Origin of the sequence: Achromobacter sp. (assembly GCF_036567245.1) — a bacterium.
In the GTDB taxonomy this organism is placed as follows: domain Bacteria; phylum Pseudomonadota; class Gammaproteobacteria; order Burkholderiales; family Burkholderiaceae_B; genus Achromobacter.
The window spans coordinates 1-24,070 of sequence record NZ_DATCUY010000446.1; the positions used below are offsets into that span (position 1 = coordinate 1).

The window sequence follows — 24,070 nt, forward strand, 5'->3', positions numbered from 1 at the left end:
AGCACCGCCCGCACCGGCGCGCCGCGCGCGGCCGACCCGGCCAGCACCGACTCGACCAGGCCAGGGCTGCGGATGTCTCCTTCCACCAGCGGAATCTCCACGCCGCACAGGCGTTCGACGCGGCGCACGGCTTCGCGGCTGCCGTTGCTGAAGTCATCCAGCACCAGCGGCCGCTGGCCCGCCGCCAGCATCGCCACCAGCGTGTGCGTGCCGATGTAGCCGGCGCCGCCGGTCACCAATACATGCAGGTCCGGCATCGCCCGGCCTCCTACAGATGCGTTGCCACGCCCGGCACCCAGGCATGGCGCGGCCGCGGCGCCTGCGCATGGCTGCGGTAGCGGTCGATCCAGTACGAGGTGGACGCGTCGTGGCCCCAATCCACCACGCCTGCCGACACCGGCACCGCCAGTTCGCGCTCGATGCCGGTTGCCAGGCGCTTGCCCAGTTCCACGCCCCATTGGTCGAAGGGGTTGATGCCCCAGACCACGCTCTGTACGAACACCTTGTGCTCGTACAAGGCCAGCAGCGCACCCAGGCCGCGCGGATCCAGCTGGCGCAGCACGATCAAGGTGGAAGGCCGCCCGCCAGGATGGACCATGTGCTGCGCCAGGCTCAGCGCGCGCTCCTGGTCATCGATGTGCGCCACGTCCAACAACGCCTGCTCCAGGCACTTGCCGCGCAACAACGCCTGGCGCTGCGCCAGGCAGTTGGCCAGCAGCATGCGGTGCGCGTCGGGGCTGTCCGCATGGCCTTGCAGGCTGGCGATGAAGTCCACCGGCGCGCCGTCCTCGCTCTGATGCAGCCACTGGAAAAAAGTGTGCTGGCCGTCGGTGCCGGGCATGCCCCAGATGATGGGCGCAGTCGGCACGCCGACCGCCGCGCCGTCCCCTGCGACCCGCTTGCCCAGCGACTCCATCTCGAGCTGCTGCAGGTAGGTCACAAGGTGCAGCAGCCGCGCGCTGTAGGCCGCGATGTTCAAGGAGTTGTTTCCCAGCACGCTGCAGTTGACCAGGCCCGCCAGCGCCAGCTGGATCGGCGCGTTCGAGGCGAACGGCGCCTGCTGGAAATGCTGGTCCATGGCCTCGGCGCCCGCCCGCATGCCGATCAGCACGTCCGCGCCTACCGTCAGCGCGATCGACAGGCCGGCGACCGACCAGACCGAATAACGCCCGCCGACCCAGTCGCACATCTTGAAGATCTGGCTGGACGGCACGCCCAACGCCCGCGCCGCCGATACGTTGGCAGTCACCGCGGCCAGATGCTCCGACGCGTCGGCCACGCCGCCCTGCTTGAGCCAGGCGATGGCGGCGCGCGCATTGTGCAGCGTCTCGGCGGTGGTGAAGGACTTGGACGACACCACCACCAGGCAGCGGCGCGGATCCAGTCCGGCCACCGCGTCATGGAAGGCATGGCCGTCGATGTTCGACACGAAGCGGATCTGGCGGCGCTGCGCCACGCCGCCGAATGCCTGGACCGCCAGGCGCGGCCCCCAATCGCTGCCGCCAATGCCGATGTGCAGCACGGTATTGAAATCGGCCGTCTGGTCGACGCGGCGCACGAAGTCGGTCATGCGCGAATGCTCGCAGACCGAGTCCGCATCCTGCCCGTCGGGTTGTTCCCGCGTGCGCCCGGCGCGCAACGCCGTGTGCCATGCCGGCTTGCCCTCGGTCCAGTTGACCGGCTCGCCCGCGAACAACGCCTGGCGCGCGTCCGCCACGCCGCGCGCCTGCAGCAGCGCCATGGCTGCGGCTTCCAGCGCCGGCGACTGCCGCTGCATGCTGAGGTCCACGCACAAACCCGCCGCCTCGATGACTTTCAGCGCCGCGCCATCCAGTTCCGCGTTACGCGCGGATTGCGCGAACGCCTGCCACTCAGGGCTGTCCGCCAGGCCGGAATTCGCCCTTAGCGCTTCAACCGCATACTTGGCCTTTCCCATCGCGTGATGCTCCTTAAAACGGTAAACGAACATGAGGGGCAATGCGCCGGAACGCGTTGCGGAAATCCTCCTCGATACGGGCCAGTGCGGCCACGGTGTCCCCTTCGAAACGCAATACCACTGTCGGCGTGGTGTTGGACGGACGCGCCAGGCCGAAGCCGTCGGCGTAATCCACCCGGATGCCGTCCAGATCGTTGATGGACTGCGCGCCGGGAAACTGCCCCTGCGCGCGCAGCGCCGCCACCAGATCGAACTGCTCGCCTTCGGCGGTCTCCAGCTTTATTTCGGGAGTGGCGCAGGACTGCGGCAGGCTTTCCAGCAGGGCCGACGGATCGGGCGCCCCGGACAGGATCTCCAGCAGCCTGGCGGCCGCGTAGATGCCGTCGTCAAAGCCGTACCAGCGCTCCTTGAAAAAAATATGGCCGCTCATCTCGCCGGCCAGCTGCGCGCCGGTCTCGCGCATCTTGGCCTTGATCAGCGAATGCCCGGTCTTGCACATGGTGGCCTTGCCGCCGGCCTCCGTGATCGCCCGCGCCACGTGGCGGCTGCATTTGACGTCGTACAGGATCTCGGCCCCCGGGTTGCGCGACAGCACATCGCGCGCAAGCAGGATCAGCAGGCGGTCTGGCCAGATGATCTGCCCCGTCTTGGTCACCACGCCGAGACGGTCGCCGTCGCCGTCGAACGCCAGGCCGACCTCGCAGTCGGAATAGCGCAGGCAATAGATCAGGTCCTGCAGGTTCTGCGGATCGGCGGGGTCCGGATGATGGCCCGGGAACGAGCCGTCGACTTCGCAGAACAGTTCGACCACTTCGCAGCCCAGGGCGCGAAACAGCGCCGGCGCGGCCGCGCCGGCCACGCCGTTGCCGCAATCGATGGCGATCTTCATCGGGCGCGCCATGCGGATGTCGCCCATCAGGCGCGCCGTGTAGCACGGCATGATCTGCATCTGCGTGCGCCCGCCCGAAGCGCTGGCTGACTCGATCGGCAGCCGCATCGCGTCGCGCAGCGCAGTGATGCCCTCGCCGTACAGCGAGGCGCCGTCCAGCACGATCTTGAAGCCGTTGTGGGCCGGCGGATTGTGGCTGCCCGTGACCGCGATGCCCGCGCCCGTGTCCATCAGGCGGGTTGCGAAATACACCATCGGCGTGGTCGCCATGCCGATATCGATGACGTGCATGCCCGCCGAGCGCAAGCCGGCCTGCAAGGCGGCCGCCAGCTCGACGCTGCTCAGCCTGCCATCCCTCCCCACCACGATGGACCGTGCGCCCAGTTCGCGGGCCTGGGTCCCCGTCGCCATGCCCAGGCTGTGCGCGAACCGCGCGTCGATCTCTTCCGGCACCGTGCCGCGTATGTCATAAGCCTTGAAAACCGCATCCAGAATTTGCGGGGTGTCCCAGCCAAAAGTTCCGTGCATGCCAGTTTCTCCGGGTGGCGTTATTTAGGGCCGTTCTGTTTGAAATCGCCGTAATACGCCGCACGGGAGTAGCGATAACTACCGTACTTGGACCGGAAGCCGAAGCGTTCCGGCATAAGCTTGAGACCATTGAAGAGCACGCCGTCCACGGGTGCGCCCGCCTGGATCAGGCGCTTGGCCGTCTCGCGGATCTCACCCACGGTGTTCATGCCCGAGCGCACCACTACCATCACCGCGGCCGCATGCGTGCCGACCACGGCCGCGTCCGGAGACGACAGCACGGGCGCCGTATCCAGGATCACCATGTCGTACTGCGATGCCAGTTCACGCAGGGTCTCGCCGAACACCGGCGAAGCCAGCAGCTCGGACGGATCGAAGGTGACCGCGCCCGTGGCGATGAAGTCCACGCCCTCGGACACGCTGTGCTTGCGCACCTGGGTCAGCGGGATCGTGCCCGACAGGACCTCGAACAGGCCGTCTTCCTTGGGCACGCCGAAGTAGCGGTTGAGCTGGCCCTTGCGGAAGTCAGCGTCGATCAGCAGCACGCGCTTGCCCACGCCGCCCTGGATGAAGGCGAAGTTGGCCGACAGGAAGGACTTTCCCACGCCCGCCACCGGCCCGGTGAACATGACCATGTTGTTGGCCGACTGGCGCAGCGACGCCTGCAGTACGTTGCGGAACGATCTCAGGCTTTCGATGGGCGGCGCATTGCCCTGGCTTTGGGCCAGCAGCGCGGGCACGCTGGCGTTCTTGCGCCGGCTGCGCCGCCACAGCTTGTCCTGCATGTCGCTGTACGGAATGGCGGCCAGCACCGGCAGGCCGGTATGGCGCTCGACGTCGTCGGGTTCGGACAGGCCGCCGAACAGGGCGTTGCGCACAAAGGCGCACAACATGCCGAAGATCAGGCCGAAGGCGGTTGCGACGCCGATGATGATGGCGGCCTTGGGACGCACCGGCTTGTCGGGTTGCACCGCCGAGTCCAGGATGCGCACGTTGCCCACCTTGCCGGCGCGGATCAGGCGCAGCTGCTGGGCGTTGTTGAGCAGCGCCGTGTAGAGCTCGGTATTGACGCGCACGTCGCGCACCAGGCGCACCACGTCCTGTTCCAGATCGGGAAGTTGCTTGATGTTGTTGCCGATGCGGTTCACGTCGCCGGTCAGCCCCGCGATCTGGCGGTCGATGGCCACGATACTGGGGTGGGTCGGCGCGAAGCGGGTGATCATTTCCTGCCGCTTGGAGCGCAGCTCCATCACTTTGGTCTGCGCGTCCACCGACTGCGCGAGGATGAGCTTGGCTTCTTCGCTCAGATCGATGGTGCCGCGCTTGTTGCGCAAGGAGTTGTACTTGGTCTCGGCCGCGTCCAATTCGCCCTTGAGCACCGGCAGCTGCTGTTCGAGGAACACCAGCGACTTCTCGGCTTGCGCCGATTTGCGGTTCACGTTCTGCTGCACGTACTCCTGGCCGATCTGATTCAGCACCGCGGTGGTCAACGCGGGATCATTGCCTTCCAGCGTGACGCCGATCACGCCCGAGGTGCGGCCGCGCTCGAAGATGCCCAGGCGCGATTGCACATCCTCGATGGCGGCCAGGCGCGAGCTGCGCGAGACCGTGAACTCGGTGCCGGGGCGTCCGGTCAGTGCGTCGATATGCACGTCCATGGCGCCGCCGCCCGGCAGCCGGAAGTGCTCGGGCTTGCCCACCGTGCCATTGAACGTAGCGCCCGTGAACTTGTCGCTCAGCGTATAGCGACCTTCTCCCAGCGTGGTCACGCGAAAGGGCTTGCCCAGCCATTCGTTGGGCACGTCCAACTGCGAAATCGCGATGGCTTCGCCGCCCCAGGCATAGCCGCCGCGCGGAAAGCTCGACGGGTACGGCAGGCTCTCATAGCGCTGCGCCAGCCATTCGCCGACCACGGGGAAATAGCGCGGCTTGGCCTGGATGTACAGCAGGAACTTATCGACCGCGGGCCCGACCACCATGCGCGAGCGCAGCACTTCCATTTCGCCCGAGGTCTCCGCCTTGGTATCGAACATGGAAGAAACATCCCCCAGCAGGCTGCGGCTCTGCCCCTGGGGCATTTCCTCCTCCACCTGCACGATGATGTCGGCCGAATACACCTTGGGCGTGATCATCACGTAAGTGAGCGCCCCAAATAATGCGAGCAGAGTGATCGCAATGATCATCCACCGGTTGGAGAAGATGGCGTCCACGTGGGACGACAACGGCGTTTCCTGCTGGCGAGCCGGCACGGACGGCTCGAACGATTCGATGGGCAACGACATGCAGCTCTCCAAGAGAAGACGCCGCTGTGGTTGCGGCGCCCCCAAAGGCGTAGGTTGAAGCGGACTACTTGATGGAATTCACGGTCTGTACCGTTTGCGCGCTCGGGAACAGGTTGCTGATGAAGCGGTTCCACCGCACCAGGCCGGCCGAATCCACGAACACGACATCTTTGGGTTGCAACTCGAACTTCTCCGCCACCGCAAGGTTCTGCGGCGAGCCGGCGTTCAGGTGGAACACCAGCGGCATCGCTTGATCCGTACTGCGCACAACGAATATCTGCGACGGATTCGAGGTCAGTTGGCTCGGTCCTCCGGCCAGGCCCAGCGCCTCGGTCAACGACATGCGTCCATCACGCATCACCGCAGTGGTTGGCACCGTGACTTCGCCCATCACGAAAATCTTGCTGTCGTCGCGCGGCGTGACCCTCACGATGTCGCCCGACTTCAGCAGCACTTGATTCAGATCCTGGCCACGCTCGATCAGCGCCGGCACGTTCACGCGGGTGCGGCGGCCCTCCCGGATCACGTAGACTGCGCTGCGGTCTCCCGTCGGCAGAATGCCTCCGGCCCTGTTGACCGCTTCCAACAGGGTCATCGGGATATCGTTGATCGCGATCGCGCCTGGCGTCTTGACCTCGCCATCCACGTAAACACGCTTGCTGCGATATCCCAGAACGCGTACGGTGATCTGCGGATCCTGGATGTACTTGCTCGAACTATTCACTATGAGATTGCGCGCCTGAAGTTCCGTCAACCCGGCCACTTTCAGCAATCCCGCATAGGGAAATTGGATATGTCCAGTGGACGAGACCGTATAGCCCGGAATGCCCGAGGCGGTATCCCCAATGGCTAGTTCCGTTACCCCTGTCCCAATGGCGTAGGTTTGCGTCGGAAGGACGAGTTCAGGGTGGTCCCACACCACGACCGAGAGGATGTCTCCCGGTCCGATCAGATATGGCCCGGACTTGCCGTAGAGCTTGTCGACGCCTTCGTTGTCGAGCAATGCCTGGCGCGCGCGCTGGTCCTCAAGCACCAGCGACGGCGTGATTTCCTTGATCTCGGCCTTGGAGTTGGGATCCAGCGGATCCGCAAGCTGATTGGCGTCAAAGGTCATACCGGGGGACAAGGCGCAAGCGCCCAGCGAGGACACGAGCGCGATAGCGGCTATGGCTCGGCTCAACGTTCCGAAAAATGTCGTCATGGCAAATCCACTTGTGAATGACTTCGTTGCTTGGAGTGAGCCCGATGCGTAACGGGTTGCGACATTCCACTCTCTTTTCCTAGGCCCGCACATTCGACGGATGCCCTAAGCCTTCTCCTACATCGTTTGGAGGTTTCGGGTGCGCTGCGCACTCAATAAGATTTTGTCGGTAGCCACAAGCTTTGCGGCGGTGCACAGTTTTTGCCTGCAGCACGGCGGCTCCCTACGAACAGGAGTGCGCGATGGACCCGTCCCAAACGGACACGTCGTCTAGATTCAGCGGGGCAAGCTATCTCTACCGCTTGCTCGATGCCGCGATCGTCATCACCTGCGGCCTGACTGCCACCGGCTTGAAATTCTCGGACGATGCCTGGACGGATCCTCCGCAAATCCATCTGTTCCTTGTGTATCTGTGCGGCCTCGGCGTCGTGGCCATCTTCCCGGCCTTCCGCCTGTACGTGTCCTGGCGTGGCCGCCTGCTCACCGACCTGGTCGTGCGCAGTCTGGCGGCGTGGGCGCTGGTGTTCGCGCTGGGCATCTGCATCAGTTTTCTCATGCACCAGACCGCGGCGATATCCCGCGTATGGGCGGCTACGTGGTTCGGCATGTCGGCGCTGACCTTGGTCGGCTTACGCATTGCGGTCTACGCGGTCCTGGGCGCCGCGCGCGACCGTGGGCTGGACCGCAAGCGCGTGCTGCTGGTGGGCTTTGGCGCGCTGGGCCATGACCTGTGGCGCCGCGTCGAGCAATACCGCGGCGCGGGCTATGAAGTAGCCGGCATCTACGCCGAGCCCCACGAAAACCTGCCGCCGCAAGTCCGCCGCCTGCATGACCTGGATGAGCTGCACGCCTTCGTGCACGAGCACACCGTCCGCGAGATCTGGATCGTGCTGCCGATGGAGGCGGGCCAGGAATTGCGCGAAGTCCTCTATCACCTGCGCAACGACCTGGTGGATATCCGCTGGATTCCCGATGTCATGTCCATCCAGCTGCTGGGACACCGCATCGGGGAATTCCTGGGCCTGCCCGCCATACAGCTCAACAGCCTGCCCGCCGCTGGCGTGCGAGGCTGGGCCAAGGAGATATTCGACCGCAGCTTCGCCTTCTGCGCGCTGATCGGACTGTCGCCCGTGATGCTGACGGTGGCCTTCCTGGTCAAGGTGACCTCGCGCGGACCTGTGTTCTTCACCCAGCCGCGGCTGGGCGTGGACGGCAAGGTCTTCCATGTCTACAAGTTCCGCACCATGACGGTGCACCAGGAGCAAGGCGTGGTCACCCAGGCGACCCGCAACGACAGGCGCGTCACGCGCATCGGCGGTTTCCTCAGGCGCACCAGCCTGGACGAGCTGCCCCAGTTTCTCAATGTGCTGATGGGCGACATGTCGGTGGTAGGCCCGCGCCCCCATGCGCTGGAGCACAACGAAATGTACAAGGACCTGGTGCAGCGCTACATGATGCGCCACCGCGTCAAGCCGGGCATTACAGGCTGGGCGCAGGTCAACGGCCTGCGCGGACAGACGGACACGCTGCGCAAGATGAGCGACCGCGTCGAGTACGACATCTATTACATCCAGCACTGGACGTTCAGGATGGACCTGCAGATCATCGCCCGCACGGCGGTGTCGGGATGGACGGGCCGCAATGTCTACTAGACCTTTGGGATGGCCCGAACAACCCGGGCGGCAACGAGCCGCGCCCCCCGGCGGCTTGCTGGCGCGGGCGGAGTTCCGCCAGGCGGTCGAAATGTTGCCGCTGGTTTCCATCGACCTGCTCCTGCGCGACGCCGCAGGCCGCTACCTGACCGGCCTGCGCGCCAATCCGCCGGCCCAGGGGGCCTGGTTCGTTCCGGGCGGGCGCATCCGCAAGAACGAAACCCTGCGCGACGCGCTGCGCCGCATCGTCCGCGACGAATTGGGCATCCCGGTCACCGAGCTGGCCTGGACCCCGCGCGGCGTGTACGAGCACTTCTACGGCACCAATTTTGCGGGTGAAGCCGGACGCTCCACCCATTACGTCGTCCTCGCCTATGAGGCCGAGCTTTCTTTGGACATTTCCAGCCTGCCCCAGGCCCAACACCGCAGCTACCGCTGGCTGCCCGCCCGGGCCATCGCCGCCGATCCCGGCGTGCACCCCTACACCCAGGCCTACTTCAAGGAGTGAGCGCCATGACCAATCCCCCTCCCCCGTACCGGGCAGTCATACTCTGCGGCGGTTCAGGCTCGCGCCTGTGGCCGCTGTCGCGCGAACTGCTGCCGAAGCAGTTCATCCGTTTGACCGATGACCGCAGCCTGCTGCAGAACACCCTGCTGCGGCTGGGCTCGGCCGGCGCCGAGGCCCGGCCTACCCTGGTATGCAACGACGCGCACCGCTACATCGCGGCGGAGCAAGCGCTGGAGCTGGACATCAAGGACGTGGAGGTGATCCTGGAGCCGTTCGCCCGCAACACGGCGCCAGCCATCGCGGCAGCCACCCTGCGCGCCATGCGTGACGGCGAGGATCCGGTCATGCTGATCATGCCGTCGGATCACGTGCTGGAAGATGGCGAGGTGCTGCGCGCCGCCTTCGCCGAGGCCTACCAGGCCGCCCTGCAGGGCGCGCTGGTGACGTTCGGGATCAAGCCCACCGCCCCGCTGAGCGGCTATGGCTATATCCAGGCGGACGAACCCGGCGTCATGGCGCCCGCGCGCCGGGTACGCCGCTTCGTCGAAAAACCCTCGCCCGAAGTCGCGCAACGATTCATCGACGATGGCGGTTACTACTGGAACAGCGGCATGTTCGCCTTCCAGGCCTCGGTGTTCTTGTCGGAAATGGCGCGCCTGGCGCCCAAGATGCTGGAGCAGGTGCAGGCCGCGGTGGCCATCGGCCATGGCGAGAATGCGCTGTTCCACCTGGACGGCCCCTCCTTCGAGGCCTGCCCCAGCGATTCCATGGACTACGCCATCATGGAGCGCACCGACAGCGCCGTGGTCATCCCATTGGCCGCTTCGTGGAGCGACGTCGGCGCCTGGGACGCGGTCTGGGGAATCGCCCAAAAGACGGAGGAAGGCAATTCCACCACCGGCGACGTCATGGTGGAGGATTCACGCAACTGCCTGATCCACTCCACCAGCCGGCTGGTCGCCTCGGTGGGACTGGACGACATCGTCGTGATCGAAACCGCCGACGCCGTGCTGGTGGCGCACAAATCGCGCTCGCAGGACGTCAAACGGCTGGTCGAGATCTTCAAGACGCAGCACCGCTCGGAGCTCAATCATCACCGCGAGGTGCAGCGCCCCTGGGGTTCCTACGATTCGGTGGGCCAGGGTCCGCGCTACCAGGTCAAGCGCATCACGGTGAAGCCCGGGGCGCGCCTGTCCTCGCAGATGCATCATCACCGCGCGGAACACTGGATCGTGGTCTCGGGCACGGCGCGCATCTACAACGGCGACAAGCAGTACCTGCTGACCGAAAACCAGTCGACCTACATCCCCCTGGGCGAGATCCACAGCCTGGAGAACCCGGGAAAGATCCCGCTGGAAATCATCGAGGTGCAATCGGGGGCTTACCTGGGCGAAGACGACATCGTCAGATTCCAGGACATGTATGGCCGGGTGTGAGGAGCCTCCACGCCGCGCGCGCTTGCCGGCCTCCGAGAAGGAGTCCTTCTTTCGGCCAGGGATGGCGCGGATCTGCCTGCCCCTGGCGGGGCTGTTCTTCGCCGTGCTGGTAACGGTGGGCAACCTGCCGGGCCTGGCCGCCGAGATGTCGGACGCATTCGGGGACAAGCGTCTGCATCTTGCGGCTTACGCCTTCCTGACCACTTTGATCTATTTCTCGGTCAACCGGCGCCCTGCACTGACGGCCCTCGTGGCAATCGCAATGCTGGGCGCTTTGGATGAAGCAATCCAGTCCCTTTTTCCCTATCGACAGGCTGAATTATTAGACCTTTTGGCCGATATCTCCGCGGCTGGTGCAACAGTAATCTCATTGCACATTGGTACCGCAGCCTTCGGCTCCTTTCGTGCAGTCACTAAGTCTTAAGGATACAACCATGCCAAAACGGGCACTGATTACCGGCGTTACTGGCCAAGACGGGGCCTATCTGGCGGAGTTTCTGCTGGCCAAGGGCTATGAGGTCCACGGCATCAAGCGGCGCGCTTCGCTGTTCAATACCGCGCGGATCGACCATCTGTACCAGGATCCGCATGACCAGCCCCGCAATTTCGTGCTGCATCACGGCGATATGACCGATTCTTGCAGCCTGATCCGCATCGTGCAGTCGGTGCAGCCCGACGAGATCTACAACCTGGCCGCCCAAAGCCATGTCGGCGTCTCGTTCGAGGAACCCGAGTACACGGCCAACGCCGACGGCCTGGGCACCCTGCGCCTCCTGGAAGCCATCCGTATCCTGAAGCTGGAGAACAAGTCCCGCTTTTATCAGGCCTCCACTTCCGAGCTGTATGGCCTGGTGCAAGAGACGCCGCAGAAGGAAACCACGCCGTTCTACCCGCGCAGCCCGTATGCGGCGGCCAAGCTGTACGCCTACTGGATCAGCGTGAACTATCGCGAAGCCTATGGCATGTATGCCTGCAACGGCATCCTGTTCAACCACGAATCGCCCAAGCGCGGCGAGACCTTCGTCACGCGCAAGATCACCCGCGGCCTGGCGCGCATCGTGCTCGGGCTGCAGGAATGCCTGTACCTGGGCAACCTGTCCGCGCTGCGCGACTGGGGCCATGCCCGCGACTACGTCGAAATGCAGTGGCTGATGCTGCAGCAGGACACGCCGGAGGACTACGTCATCGCCACCGGCATGCAATACAGCGTGCGCGAGTTCATCAATACGGCGGCGCGCGAGCTGGGCATCCTGCTGGCCTGGGAAGGCGAAGGCCTGGAGGAGACCGCCACCGTGCTGTTCTCGCCGGTGCACGACATCAAGCCGGGCCAGGTCATCGTCCGGGTGGACCCGCGCTACTTCCGCCCGACGGAAGTGGAAACCCTGCTGGGCGACCCGACCAAGGCGCGCGAAAAGCTGGGATGGTCGCCCCGCACCACCTTCGCGCAACTGGTCAAGGAAATGGTCGAAAGCGATCTGCGCGACGCGCGGCGAGATGCCCTGGTCGAGCAGAACGGCTACGAAATCTACGCCTACAAGGAGTAGCACGACATGACGAACCTGGAGCAACGCGTCTTCGTCGCGGGTCATCGCGGCATGGTGGGCGCCGCGATCGTCCGCGAACTGCAGCGCCGCGGCTACCGCGACGTGCTGACCCGCGGCCGGGACGAGCTGGACCTGGAAAACCAGAACCAGGTCAACCGCTTTTTCTCGACCACGCCCGTCGACGTGGTGTACCTGGCCGCGGCCAAGGTCGGCGGCATCCTGGCCAACCAGACGCATCCGGTGGAGTTCCTGTACAAGAACCTGATGATCCAGTGCAACGTGATCCGCGCCGCCTATGCGGCCGGCGTGCGCAAGCTGCTGTTTCTGGGTTCGTCATGCATCTACCCGCGCGAAGCGCCCCAGCCCATCCGCGAGGACGCCTTGCTGACGGGACCGCTGGAAGCCACCAACGAGCCCTACGCCATCGCCAAGATCGCGGGCCTGAAGCTGTGCGAGGCCTATCAGCGCGAGTTCGGCGCGCGCTTCATCTGCGCCATGCCGACCAACCTCTATGGCCAGCATGACAACTACGACCTGCACAGCAGCCACGTGCTGCCCGCGCTGATCCGCAAGTTCCACGAAGGCCGCGAAGCCGGACAGGAAAGCGTGGCGATCTGGGGCACCGGCACGCCGTTGCGGGAGTTCCTGTACGTGGACGACCTGGCCCAGGCCTGCGTCATGCTGATGGAGCATCCGCAGGCGGAGGGGATCTACAACATCGGCGCAGGACAGGACATCTCGATTGCCGATCTGGCCAGGCTGGTGGCCCGCGTGGTCGGCTACGAAGGCAATATCGTCTACGACAACAGCAAGCCCGATGGCACGCCGCGCAAGCTGATGGACTCGGCCCGCATGCAGGCGCTGGGCTGGAAACCGGAGATCTCACTGACGCATGGCATCACGCTGGCCTACGGCCATTTCCTGCGTGAACGCACCCAGCATGCGCTGCCCGTGGCCTGAAGGCCTCGCCAGAACCCTTATGCCCACAGGCCCCAGCCATGCTCGGACTCCTCAGGAAACACATCGCCGGCAATGCCTCCTTCTGGGGGCTGGTGGAGTATGGCATCGGGCCGGTCGCGGCGCTGGTGGCCCTGCCCATCCTGTTCCGGCAGCTGGGGACCGTGGGCTTCGGCCAGTATTCCATGATCATTGCCCTGGCCGGCTTCGGCAATGCCGCCAACCTGGGCGCGGCCGTGACCGCAACCAAGCTGGTGTCCGAGCGGATGCACGAGCCGGGCGGCGCCTACCACGCAGCCGGCGTGAGCATGTCGCTGATCGGCTGCGCGCTGGCGGTCGTAACCCTGGCCGCGGTGCTGCTGTGGGGCGTCGTGGGCCTGGGCTGGCCCGAGGCGACCTTCGGCGGCGTGGCGGTGACGATGCTGGCCATGCCCGCGCTGGCCATCTACCTGACGCAGCAGTATGACCAGCTGTTCTCCGGCTGCCTGAAGGGCCGCGAGGACTTCCGCGCCACGGCGCTGTGCGAAGTCTTCAGCCGCACCGGCACGATGGGGCTGGCCTGCGCCACGGCCTGGCTGACGGCCTCGCCCACCTGGACCGGACTGGCGCAGGCGCTGGGACTGCTGGTGGCGGGCAGCGTGAAGATGCGCGTGTTTGCGCGCACCTATGGCCGCATTCTGGTGCGCCCGGTACGCGACCGCGGCGCCATGATGGACGCCTTCAAGTTCTCCCGCTGGTCCTGGCTGAACAGCCTGAGCGCGCTGGCCTTCGGCTCGGTGGACCGGGTGCTGGTCGGCAGCCTCATGGGACCGGCGGCGCTCGCGATCTACACGGTCGGCGTGCAGGTCGGCCAGATCATCCATACCGCGTCGGTCGCCATCTTCCAGAAGGCCATGCCGCGCGTCACCCGCCTGTCGGTTTCGCCGCCCTATCCCGGCGCCGTCGAACACGAGATCCGCCGCATGATGCTGTGGAACCTGGCGCTGTCGGCCAGCGCTACGCTGGCGGTGCTGGCGGTCAGCCATCCGCTCTTGAACCTGCTGCTGGGGGACAACGTCGCCAGCGGCCATCTGGGCACTTTCCGGTTGCTTATCGTGGCCTCAGGGCTGTTGTCCCTGAACGCCGCGGCGCACTTCTCCCTGCTCGGTCTGGGGAACTCCCGCGCGGTCGCCATCCTGAACGGCCTCGGCGGCCTGGCGATGCTGTGCGTCATGGCGGGATTGGTACACGCGGCGGGCGAACACGCCGCGGCCTGGGGCCGCATGGCCTATGCGGCGATCACGCTGGCCGGCGTGGCCCTCGCCATCCGTCAATCCCGCCCCGACTTCCCGGGCGCCTTGCCTGCGGCCACCCGTTAATTCAAATGCTGAGGTCCTACATGCGCAAGCGTCATAACGAGTATTCACGTCAGCTCATCGACTTCGTCCGCGAGTTGCGGCCGCCGGCGCCGATTGCCGGCAGCCTGTTGCCGAAAGTGACCATCGTGACCCCCTCGTTCAACCAGGCCCGCTTCCTGGAACGCACCATCCTGTCCGTGCTGAACCAGGGCTATCCGCGGCTGGAGTACATCATCATCGACGGCGGCTCCACCGACGGCAGCGTGGACATCATCCGCAAGTACGAACGCTACCTGACGTACTGGGAAAGCACGCCGGACCGCGGCCAGTCGCATGCCATCAACAAGGGCTTCGAACGCGCCACCGGCGACTACGTGGGCTGGCAGAATTCCGACGACCTGTATTTCCCCGGCGCCCTGCGCAAGCTGGGCGCCGCCGCTTCCAAAGGGCGCGCGCCCATCGTCAGCGGAAACCTGTTCGTGGCGGACGCCGACAACAAGATCTTCCGCAAGATCCATTACACCCCGGTCAACCGCGGCACGCTGACCGTGGTGAAGGCATCCATTCCGAACCAGTCGGCGATCTTCCGCCGCGACCTGCTGCAGAAGTACGGACTCTTGCAGGAAAGCATGCGCTACTGCATGGATCTGGAGCTCTGGAGCCGGCTGCTGCGCGAAGGCAAGAACCTGATCGTGCCGGACGCCATGGGCGTGTACACCGCCCATGACGAAACCAAGACCGCGCTGATGCAGGACGTGCTGCTGGAGGAGCGCGAGCAGATCGTCACGCGCATCCGCCGCACGGAGCCTGGCCTGGGCAAGCTGTTCGAGCTGTCCTGCCGCGCTTCCAAGGTGGCCGCGCATGCGCGCCAGGGAGACCTGTCCTATCTGTTCGAAAAGCTGACCACCAAGATATTCGGACGCGACGACTGGGCTTCGCACTAGCGCCTGGCCAAACCGAGAAGAGCCGCAATGACCACGCACCGCCGCCTTTCCACCCTGCACCTGCTGGGCCTGTTCGCCTTCACGGCGCTGGCCCTGAACGACGACCGCTTCGTTCTTGGGGTCGGCAGCTTCAAGCTGTCGCCCTTCGATTTCCTGTTCGTCGCCATGCTGGTGGTCAAGGCGTTGCGGCTCGCGGATCCCGCGGCCTATGCGCTTCCGCGCGGCCTGCTGGGCATGCTGTTGGGCATCCAGACCCTGTCGGTGATCTACCTGCTCCTGGTATCGCTGCATCACCCCGGCATCGAAACCGGCGACGTGGCGCGCGACCTGCGCATCGTGTTCTATTTCCTCTGCACGCCTTTTCTTTGCTACAAGGACATCGACAGCCCGGCGGCCTATGCGGTGCTGCAGAAGTACATCGTGGCGTCTTGCCTGGCCGTCGCCACGCTGATGCTGGCCGAACAGCTGCAGGGCTTCAGCGTGGCGAATCCGCTGCGCAACGTGCGGCTGGGCGTCTGGGCCATTCCGTTCGGCGTGGTGTCGCTGCTGTACTTCCGGCGCACGCTCAACGTCTCCGGTCCCAAAGCCTACGCGCTGACGGTCTACATGCTGCTGGCCCTGGTGTTTTCGCTGAACCGCAGCCAATACCTGCAGCTGGCGATCTCGGTATTCATTGCCGTGCTGCTGGGCGCGGGCCCCGAAATCCGGCGGCGCGCCATTCTGGTCTTCGCGCCCGCCGCGGTCGCCGGCGTACTGGTCTTTGCCAGCATCGGCTACCTGGACGTACTGACCAACCGCATCTTCAGCGTCGAGCGGCTGGACGAAGACTCCAGCTACGGCGCGCGCATCCAGGAGATGCAGGGGCAGATGGACTCCTTCGCGGAAAGCCCGGTATTCGGCAAGGGCGCGGGCTTTCGCAGCTGGGTCATGGGCGAGAACGGCTTCGAACTCAGCACCTTCGCCCACAACTCCTGGGCCTTCTACCTGATGAAATTCGGCGTGGTGGGCACCATCATGATCATGTTGCCTCCCCTGCTTATCCTGCTGCTTACCCTGCTGCGACGATACGCGCATCCGGGCCTGGAGCAGCACCGGCGCTACCTGCTGGCCACCGCTCCCATCTACATCTTCATCGACTCGCTTTCCGGTGGCCTGGCCTACGCGCCCAAGACCGCCTTCACCGGGTTCCTGCTGTGCTATTGCCTGTCGCTCATGCGCAATGCCCAGGTCATGCCCGTGCCAGAACAAAGAACGACATCCGCCCCCAGCCACCGCCCGGACGTTGCGCGCCGGACGCCAACTAGAGTGATCCCACATGCCTGATGTCTTGTTTGTCGCGCCAGACCTGCACGGCGGCGTAGGAAGATGTGTCGCCTTCATCGTGGATGCCTTGCCGGAACAAGGGGTGGATTCCGCCTTGTTCCTGCTGCGCTCGCGCATCCGCGAATATCCCGTCTCCAACCCCAAGGTAACCCGGGCCCTCCCTGTCAACGAATCTCCCGCCGCGCTGCGACTGATGCTGCCCGTGGCCTTTTTCAAGCTGCTCAGTCAAATCAGGCGGGACAAGCCCGCCATCGTCTGCTCGCATGGCCTCCTGTGCAACATGCTGGTGGTCTTGGCCAAGAAGCTGCTGCGCGGCAAGTTCAGCACCGTCGCCTTCGAACACAGCAGCCCCGCCATCCATTACGGCGCTTCGCGCATGCGGCGCCTGAAATGCTGGCTGGTCAGCCAGACCTACCGCCGCCACGATGCGGTGGTGGGCGTGTCGCGCGGCGTCAAGGAAGACCTGGTCAGCATGTTTCCGCCGCTGCGCGGCAAGGTCCACACTATCTACAACGGCGTGCCGCTGGACAATGTCCGCGCGCAGGGCGGCCGCGGCGCGGACCAAGCCTCGCAACCCGCGCCCTACCATGTGGTGGCCGTGGGCCGGCTCGAAGCGGTGAAGGATTATGCGACGTTGATCGACGCGGCCGCGCTGCTGGATGACCCCGGCATCCGCTTCACCATCCTGGGCGAAGGGTCCGAACACGCCGCCCTGCAGAAGCGCATCGACGAAAGCGGCTCCCGCAGCCCGGTCACCCTGGCCGGCCATATCGACAACCCGTTTCCCGTGATCGCGGGCGCCGGCGCCTTTGCCCTGACTTCCCTGCGCGAAAGTTTCGGCAATGTGCTGGTGGAAGCGCTATGCCTCGGCGTGCCGGTCATTTCCACCGACTGTCCGCATGGCCCCGCCGAGATCCTGGATTCCGGCCGCTATGGTTTGCTGGTTCCGGTGGGCGACGCAGCCGCCCTGGCCGAGGCCGTGCGCCGCCTGGCCTACGACGCGGAAATGCGTGAAAGGCTTGCGGTCCAGGGGCCCGAACGCGCCGACGCCTTTTCCCTGGAACGGCATTGCCGCAACGTCATCGCCCTCTTCCGCCCGCTGATGCAGCGCGGCACGCCCTGAACAGGACAGCATCATGCAGAAGATACCGGTATCGGTCGTCGTCATGACCAAGAACGAGGAACGCAACATCAACAAGTGCCTGAAGGCGCTGGTCGAATTCGACGAAGTGTTCGTGGTCGATTCCAACAGCACCGACGCGACCTGCGCGATGGCGACGGCGCTGGGCGCCAAGGTCTCGAACTTCCAGTGGAACGGCAAGTATCCCAAGAAGAAGCAGTGGTGCCTGGAGCAGTTGCCGTTCTCGCATCCCGTGGTGCTGTACGTGGACGCCGACGAAGAGATGACGCCCGGACTGGCCGCCGAGATCCGCGAAGTCCTGCCGCGCTTCGCGGCGGGCGCGGGCGGCGCCTTCGTGCCGTTCGACTACGTGTTCTGCGGCAAGAAGCTGGAACACGGGCACCGCGTCTACAAGCTGGCGCTGCTGGCGCGCGACCGATCGCGCTTCCTGGACTACGACGACCTGGACGTGGCCCACATGTGGGAAGTGGAAGGCCACTACCAGCCGCAGGTGCAAGGCGAAACCTTCGCCCTGCGCCAGCGCATGGTGCACAACGACCACGATTCGCTGTTCCACTATTTCGATAAGCACAACCGCTATTCCGACTGGGAAGCGAATCTGCGCACCAAGGGCCTGATGAACGATCCGCGCGAGGCCAATGTGGGCGCGCGGGCGCTGCTCAAGCGCATCTTCCAGGCCATGCCGTTCAAGGCGCCGATCTCGTTCCTGCATTCCTATGTCTTCCGCCTGGGCTTCCTCGACGGCAAGGCCGGCTATGACTACGCGGTGGCGCGTGCCATGTACTACTGGCAAATCGGCATCAAGACCGAGGAACTGAAGAAGGCGCAACAAGCCAGCGCGGCCGCCGCGCGCGACGACGCCGTGGCGGGAGCCGCCAAATGAGCGCCATGCAGCGCCTGGACCGTTTTGCGCTGGCGCCCGGCCAGCGCGGCCGCTCCGCCCTCACCGTGCAGCTCTGGTGGACGGTGCAGGCGACGCTGTTCCGCTGGTCGCCGCAAGTGGCCTATGGATTTCGCCGCTGGCTGTTGCGCTGCTTTGGCGCGCAGGTCGGCCGCAAGGTGCTGATCCGGCCCAGCGCCACCGTGACCTATCCTTGGAAAGTCGCGATCGGCGACTACGCCTGGATCGGCGACGACGCGGTCATCTACAGCCTCGGCCCCATCCATATCGGCGCCCACGCCGTGGTGTCGCAGCGCAGCTATCTGTGCGCCGCCGACCACGATGCGGGGCAGCCCGATTTCCCCTTGCGCGAGCGCGCCGTGCGCATCGAGGACGGCGCCTGGGTGGCGACCGACGTGTTCATCGGCCCCGGCGTGACCGTGGGGCGCGAAGCCGTGATCGGCGCGCGCAGCTCGGTGTTCCGCAATATGCCGCCCGCCATGGTGTGCCACGGCAACCCGTGCCGCCCCATCCGCCCGCGCCAGGCTGGCCCGGCATGAGGATCCTCATCTACGGCATCAATTACGCGCCCGAGCTCACCGGCATAGGCAAGTACAGCGCCGAGCTGGCCGAATGGCTGGCCGCGCACGGCCATGAGGTCAGCGTGGTGACGGCCCCGCCCTACTATCCGCAGTGGCTGGTCCACGAGGGCTACCGCGCCGACCGCTACCGCAAGGAAGTCCTGCGCGGCGTCACCGTGCGCCGCGCGCCTCTCTGGGTGCCCGGACGGCCGGGCGGCCTCAAGCGCCTGATCCACCTGGCCAGCTTCGCCCTGTCCAGCCTGCCTTCGCTGTTGCGCGCCGCCGCCGGCCGACCGGACATCATCCTGGTGGTGGAGCCCGCGCTGTTCTGCGCGCCCGCCGCCTGGCTGGCCGCGCGGCTTTGCGGCGCCCGCGCCTGGCTGCACATCCAGGACTATGAGGTCGACGCCGCGTTCGAACTGGGGCTGCTCAAGGGCGCCGGCCTGCGCGCCATGGTGCTCAGGGCCGAACGCTGGCTGATGCGCCGCTTCGACCGCGTCTCCACCATATCCGAGCGCATGCTGGACCTGGCGCGGGCCAAGGGCGTGGACCCGGGCCGCGCGGTGCTGCTGCCGAACTGGATCGACGTGGATGCGATCGCGCCGCAAGCCGGCGGCGGCCAGTATCGCAAGGAACTGGGCATACCGGATGACGCCATCGTCGCGCTGTACTCGGGAAACATGGGCGGCAAGCAAGGCTTGCAGACCCTGGCCGACGTTGCCCGCAGGCTCAGCCGCGAGACCCGCCTGTGGTTCGTCTTCTGCGGCCAGGGGCCCGAACGCGCTCCGCTGCAGCAGCAATGCGAGGGCCTGGCCCGCGTCGTCTTCCTGGACCTGCAGCCGGCGGAGCGCCTGGGCGAATTGCTGAACACCGCCGACATCCATCTGCTGCCGCAACGCGCCGGCGCCGCCGACCTGGTGATGCCGTCCAAACTGACCGGCATGCTGGCCAGCGGCCGGCCCGTGGTGTGCGGCGCCTCTCCTGGCACCGAACTGGCCGGCGTGGTGGCGCGCTGCGGCCTGCTGACGCCGCCCGAAGACGGCGCCGCCATGGCCGAGGCCGTGCGCAAGCTCAGCTACAACGCGCAGATCCGCGAAACGCTGGGCGCCGCGGCGCGTCAGTACGCACAGGCCCACCTGCACGTGGACAGCGTGCTGGCCGCGGCCGAACAGGAATTCGAGAACCTCATCGGCGCCAAGGGCAAACCCGCCGCCCGCGCGGCGCAGTCCGACGCCAAACCCGGCGCGTAATGGGACTGGGAGCGCGCTGCTCGCGCTCCGCCCTTGCTATGCGTCGGGATCGTGCTTGGCGGGCGCGGCGCCATTCCCGCTTCTGACCAACCCCATCTGCACCGCGATATAGGCCGCCTCGGCCTGGTTGCGCGCATTTAGCTTCCAGTACAGGGTGCGCGCATGGCTTTTCACCGTGGCCACCGAAATGCCGACCTGCTGGCCTATCTCCCGCATGGTCTTGCCCTGTACCAGCAATTGCAGGATCTCTTCCTGCCGTTGCGTCAATTCCCTTAGTTCCTGGGTTGGCGGATGCGACGCGCCCTGAGGTCGGGCCGCGGGCTGCGGATAACACTCGCCGCCCGCCATCACCAGGCTGACCGCAGCCGCGAGCGCATCGGGGCTGGAGGCCTTGGGCATGTAGCCCGCGACCCCCGCGCGCGCACACGCCGCCATCACGCCCGGGTCCAGCACCGAGTAAAGCACCAGCACCAGCCGCGGCATGAAGAACGCCATCGATTGGGACAGGAGGCCGACATCCTGCTCGGCCAGGCCGCTGCAACCCATCACCAGCAACTCCACTGGGCGGTTGATCGAACTGGACATGGTGAGCAATTGGGCTGGCGAAATGGCCAGAATGTCATCGGTGTTCCGCGCACGCTCCAGCACATGCTGGATCGCGACTCGGAGCAGAGCGTAGTCTTCGATCAGTACGGTTGTCATCCCGGGGGGAACCTTGTGACGCAGGGCCCATACACGGTTCCCATGACGCTGGCGCATCATTGCTGCAACGGCAGGCTGCTGGCGTCACCGACTTCACGGGAATCTCGTCCGCGGCACTGGATCGCGATGGCGAGGCGGAGTGGTTCGCCTTCTCGATCCAGACTTGCGGACACAACCCATGCTATCAGCGGCTACGTTCGCTGAATCTCGTTCAGGAGGATGATTGGAGGGGGAAAGCAGCAGCACTGCGACCGCGGATACTGCTGTGTATGAATTAGCCATGATGGCTATGCGCATTCCCGGCAGCAATGGAACGCGGGACGTTCCAGGCTGCCGGGCAGGCAGCGCAACCTGCCTCGGTTACCCGAGCTTGCGCCCATAGAGCTGCCCGGCGTCCACATCCCTGCCATTGGGTTCATGCCATTCCAAGGTCGCGCCACGCTGCAGCGCCGCGTATACGGCTTCGCCCTTGTTCTTGACATGCAAGCGCTGGTAGAGCGTGCACGCATGCGTCTTGGCCGTGGCCACCGAAATGTTCAACATCCTGCTGACGGTCTTGATCGGATAACCGCGCGCCAGCAGCACCAGCACTTCGTACTGGCGCGGCGTGATCTGCAACAGCTGCGCGCCGGCGCTGACGGGCATGGAACCCTTGCTGGCGGCATCGTCGGCGTCCCTGGTCGGCAAGGCGCAGACCGCCTGCGCGGGAGCCTGCAATGCCTGTTCGCTGGGGAAGCACTGTCCGCCGGCCATGACCAGGCGGATGGCCGCTTCAAGAATCTCCACCGAAGCCGTCTTCATCAGGCAACCGTAGACGCTTGCCCCGGGCAGGCCTTGCACCGGCATGGGCAGAGGCATCACGTCCGTCAGCAGCAGGATGCGCTTGGGCGTGAGCACGCGCTGGATTTCATGCAGCGCGCTCCACGCTTCGTCGGTATCCACCGGCAATCCGTATATCAGCAGATCGGCGCCCGCGTGCACGCCGTCCGCCTTGGAGATGTCCGCCAAACCCATCCCCTCGATTTCCCACACATCATCCAACTTGCTCAGAATCTGCCACAACCCCAACCGCAAGAGCGGATGGGCTTCAATCAGGACCATCTTGGCCATGGTGTCCTCCCGGTTTTTCGACGGGCCTAGAAGGGATCTTCGCTGTGCTGAAGACTATTTTTTTTCCAGCCCCGCAGTGCGAGTCCGCAATATCCCGGAATATCTAATGAAGCTGATCCGGAGCATTTGGGCTGGGAGACTTTGGTAGCCAACATAACGGATGGCATGGACCCATCTTATGGTTCGAAATTGTCAAAATCAAGACGTTTCGGCTCGATATAATCCGACAAAAACAGAAATCATTCGTTAGCCTTAATCATCATCGTAAATACGGACGAGGCGCGCTCCTCAACCGTTCCGGCGCTAGGGTTTTCACCAGGAATTCCCCATACGGAGCTTGCGCTTTCCCTATGGAACATGCAGGGTGGATACGCGCTCCAGACTAAGGCAGGCCATTGTTACAGCCGAAAAAAAGCCGCGCCGCGGCATCCGCCGGGAGCGGCCTGGAAGGTCTGGAACCAGGGCAATAACTGTCTATATGTTTCCGCGGACACATCGAGCCCGTGCGTTCTTCTTGTAATCGAAATATAGGTAACATTTTTATTTTTGATTTTCCGGCACGATTTACTCCATATAGGCGAAGTCAAATACCGTATGGCCTCCCTGATGATGCCAATGGTGCATCGAAGCATGGCGCTTTCTCAGGAAGCTTGCGTAGTGGATTTCACCGTCCGTTTCCACGTAGGTGGAAGGCGACAGCTCCTCGATCCGGTTCAGCGACACGCCCTTGCCGTAGTGGCAGAAGCCTTGGTACTGAGCGCAGCGGATCACCTCTCCGCCAGGCGACACAACGATTCCGGCGTTGCGGGCCCGCATCGGATTGCGGACGATGGGGTTGCAGGCATGCGGCGTCCACTCGGTCGAGCGCGGCGAATCGGCGAAAAAGGCGAATAATTCGTCGCAGTGGCTTTGGCCGTCGGTGCGATCGATATTAGTTAATAACCACCAATAATCGCCGTGTTTGAAAATAATCGTATCCACCGCGGATATATTAGTCATCAGATTAACATCCAGCTCCCATTTGAGCGGAAAATCCGTGCATTTCCATAATTCTATACTGCGATTTCCGCAGGTCTCCGGCACCATGTATGTAACGCCCTCGTGCTCGAATATGTAGGGGAACGAGAGGTGGTAAGGCAGGTTCAGGGCCGTGCCCAGCAGGCGGAAAGCCCCGTCGGAGTAGGTCGCAACCGAGATCGTACCTTTTCGGGAATTAAAATCATAATCCTCGAAAAATATATATGGTTTTTTATCCTGGGTATATACGAAAGGGTCCGCGAAGAATCTACCCTTGGGAGGCTGCAATACCATGGCCTCGGATACCACCGCCTGCTGTCTGGCGGACGGAAACATGCCGATCCGCCAGCGCACGTTGCGTTTCATGACGCGGCGCACAACCAAATCCGACATTAACCACGCCTGACGCGCGATATATGCCGCGCTGTCCCACTCCACCGGATCCTCGCGCCGAGGGCCGCTCATGATCTGCATGCCGGGCGGCGCCGCTCCCTGCCGCAAGCGCGCCAGGGCCTGGAGCGCGTCGTAAACCATGAAATTCCCGAGGCTGAACGCGCGCGCCTGGTTTTTCAACCAGAACACTTCGGTATTGAAACTGCGCTGGTCCAGCAGTTCATCTTCCTCGACCCGGGCGCCGACGCGCCAGAGCTTCACCGTCGTGTGGTCCTCGCGCTGGTAGACCTCCCAAAATCCCGCGTACCGGCTGGTCGCCACGGCGATATCGGAATAACTCAACTGCCACACGCCCAATCGGGCCCAGCCCCCCATCTGTTCGCGCGTGGCCGGCGACGCGCCCAGCGTGATCACCAGGTCCAGCCCCAGCGCGGCGACTTCGTCCTGCGCATCGGCCGC

General features: G+C 64.8%; 21 protein-coding genes. 13 read left to right on the forward strand and 8 right to left on the reverse strand.

Going from position 1 to position 24,070, the window contains the following annotated elements; translation table 11 throughout:
• From VIR09_RS19190 to VIR09_RS19210, 5 genes are all read right to left on the reverse strand, one after another.
• On the reverse strand, nucleotides 1–257 hold a 257-nt coding region (locus VIR09_RS19190), incomplete at its 3' end, for a KR domain-containing protein (protein ID WP_332014311.1).
• A gap of 11 nt (nucleotides 258–268) precedes the next feature.
• Entirely contained in the window at nucleotides 269–1,936 is a 1,668-nt protein-coding gene (gene pgi / locus VIR09_RS19195; RefSeq protein WP_332014312.1) for a glucose-6-phosphate isomerase, read from the reverse strand.
• 13 nt (nucleotides 1,937–1,949) lie between these two features.
• Complete coding sequence (locus tag VIR09_RS19200) at nucleotides 1,950–3,353, reverse strand: phosphomannomutase/phosphoglucomutase (RefSeq protein ID WP_332014313.1); 1,404 nt, start codon at nucleotides 3,351–3,353, stop codon at nucleotides 1,950–1,952.
• 20 nt (nucleotides 3,354–3,373) lie between these two features.
• The gene (locus tag VIR09_RS19205; RefSeq protein ID WP_332014314.1) at nucleotides 3,374–5,635 is read right to left on the reverse strand and encodes a GNVR domain-containing protein; all 2,262 of its coding nucleotides are present in this window, start codon (nucleotides 5,633–5,635) and stop codon (nucleotides 3,374–3,376) included.
• Nucleotides 5,636–5,699: 64 nt separating this feature from the next.
• Nucleotides 5,700–6,836, reverse strand: a complete 1,137-nt coding sequence (locus VIR09_RS19210) for a polysaccharide biosynthesis/export family protein (protein WP_332014315.1) — start codon at nucleotides 6,834–6,836, stop codon at nucleotides 5,700–5,702.
• Nucleotides 6,837–7,078: 242 nt separating this feature from the next.
• Here VIR09_RS19210 and VIR09_RS19215 point away from each other — a divergent pair, with 242 nt between their 5' ends.
• From VIR09_RS19215 to VIR09_RS19275, 13 genes are all read left to right on the forward strand, one after another.
• A complete protein-coding gene (locus tag VIR09_RS19215) occupies nucleotides 7,079–8,488 on the forward strand; it encodes an undecaprenyl-phosphate glucose phosphotransferase (protein ID WP_332014316.1) in 1,410 nt (469 codons plus the stop codon).
• Nucleotides 8,478–8,996, forward strand: a complete 519-nt coding sequence (locus tag VIR09_RS19220; RefSeq protein ID WP_414639446.1) for a GDP-mannose mannosyl hydrolase — start codon at nucleotides 8,478–8,480, stop codon at nucleotides 8,994–8,996. Before VIR09_RS19215 ends, VIR09_RS19220 begins: the two co-directional genes overlap by 11 nt.
• 5 nt (nucleotides 8,997–9,001) lie before the next feature.
• On the forward strand, nucleotides 9,002–10,432 hold the full coding sequence (locus tag VIR09_RS19225; protein ID WP_332014317.1) for a mannose-1-phosphate guanylyltransferase/mannose-6-phosphate isomerase: 1,431 nt from the start codon (nucleotides 9,002–9,004) through the stop codon (nucleotides 10,430–10,432).
• A gap of 61 nt (nucleotides 10,433–10,493) precedes the next feature.
• Complete coding sequence (locus VIR09_RS19230; RefSeq protein WP_332014329.1) at nucleotides 10,494–10,856, forward strand: VanZ family protein; 363 nt, start codon at nucleotides 10,494–10,496, stop codon at nucleotides 10,854–10,856.
• A gap of 10 nt (nucleotides 10,857–10,866) precedes the next feature.
• The gene (gene gmd / locus VIR09_RS19235; protein ID WP_332014318.1) at nucleotides 10,867–11,976 is read left to right on the forward strand and encodes a GDP-mannose 4,6-dehydratase; all 1,110 of its coding nucleotides are present in this window, start codon (nucleotides 10,867–10,869) and stop codon (nucleotides 11,974–11,976) included.
• A 6-nt stretch (nucleotides 11,977–11,982) separates the two neighbouring features.
• A complete protein-coding gene (locus tag VIR09_RS19240) occupies nucleotides 11,983–12,936 on the forward strand; it encodes a GDP-L-fucose synthase (RefSeq protein ID WP_332014319.1) in 954 nt (317 codons plus the stop codon).
• Nucleotides 12,937–12,974: 38 nt separating this feature from the next.
• Nucleotides 12,975–14,291 (forward strand): lipopolysaccharide biosynthesis protein, encoded by a 1,317-nt coding sequence (locus VIR09_RS19245; protein WP_332014320.1) that lies wholly within the window; start codon nucleotides 12,975–12,977, stop codon nucleotides 14,289–14,291.
• 20 nt (nucleotides 14,292–14,311) lie between these two features.
• Complete coding sequence (locus VIR09_RS19250) at nucleotides 14,312–15,214, forward strand: glycosyltransferase family 2 protein (protein ID WP_013395113.1); 903 nt, start codon at nucleotides 14,312–14,314, stop codon at nucleotides 15,212–15,214.
• Nucleotides 15,215–15,241: 27 nt separating this feature from the next.
• On the forward strand, nucleotides 15,242–16,537 hold the full coding sequence (locus tag VIR09_RS19255) for an O-antigen ligase family protein (RefSeq protein ID WP_332014321.1): 1,296 nt from the start codon (nucleotides 15,242–15,244) through the stop codon (nucleotides 16,535–16,537).
• Nucleotides 16,530–17,660 carry a glycosyltransferase gene (locus VIR09_RS19260; protein WP_332014322.1) on the forward strand — a complete coding sequence of 377 codons (1,131 nt, stop codon included), beginning with the start codon at nucleotides 16,530–16,532 and terminating at the stop codon, nucleotides 17,658–17,660. Before VIR09_RS19255 ends, VIR09_RS19260 begins: the two co-directional genes overlap by 8 nt.
• A gap of 13 nt (nucleotides 17,661–17,673) precedes the next feature.
• Entirely contained in the window at nucleotides 17,674–18,561 is an 888-nt protein-coding gene (locus VIR09_RS19265) for a glycosyltransferase family 2 protein (RefSeq protein ID WP_332014323.1), read from the forward strand.
• A complete protein-coding gene (locus tag VIR09_RS19270) occupies nucleotides 18,558–19,118 on the forward strand; it encodes a putative colanic acid biosynthesis acetyltransferase (protein ID WP_332014324.1) in 561 nt (186 codons plus the stop codon). The genes VIR09_RS19265 and VIR09_RS19270 overlap by 4 nt, the downstream gene beginning before the upstream one ends.
• Entirely contained in the window at nucleotides 19,115–20,389 is a 1,275-nt protein-coding gene (locus VIR09_RS19275; protein ID WP_332014325.1) for a glycosyltransferase WbuB, read from the forward strand. The genes VIR09_RS19270 and VIR09_RS19275 overlap by 4 nt, the downstream gene beginning before the upstream one ends.
• A gap of 36 nt (nucleotides 20,390–20,425) precedes the next feature.
• Here the strand turns inward: VIR09_RS19275 and VIR09_RS19280 are convergent, their stop codons facing one another.
• The 3 genes from VIR09_RS19280 to VIR09_RS19290 all read right to left on the reverse strand — a co-directional run.
• Nucleotides 20,426–21,091, reverse strand: a complete 666-nt coding sequence (locus tag VIR09_RS19280) for a response regulator transcription factor (RefSeq protein ID WP_054453089.1) — start codon at nucleotides 21,089–21,091, stop codon at nucleotides 20,426–20,428.
• Between the two features lie 360 nt (nucleotides 21,092–21,451).
• Nucleotides 21,452–22,201 (reverse strand): response regulator transcription factor, encoded by a 750-nt coding sequence (locus tag VIR09_RS19285; RefSeq protein ID WP_332014326.1) that lies wholly within the window; start codon nucleotides 22,199–22,201, stop codon nucleotides 21,452–21,454.
• A gap of 564 nt (nucleotides 22,202–22,765) precedes the next feature.
• A partial coding sequence (locus VIR09_RS19290) for a glucosamine inositolphosphorylceramide transferase family protein (RefSeq protein ID WP_332014327.1) occupies nucleotides 22,766–24,070 on the reverse strand: 1,305 nt, incomplete at its 5' end.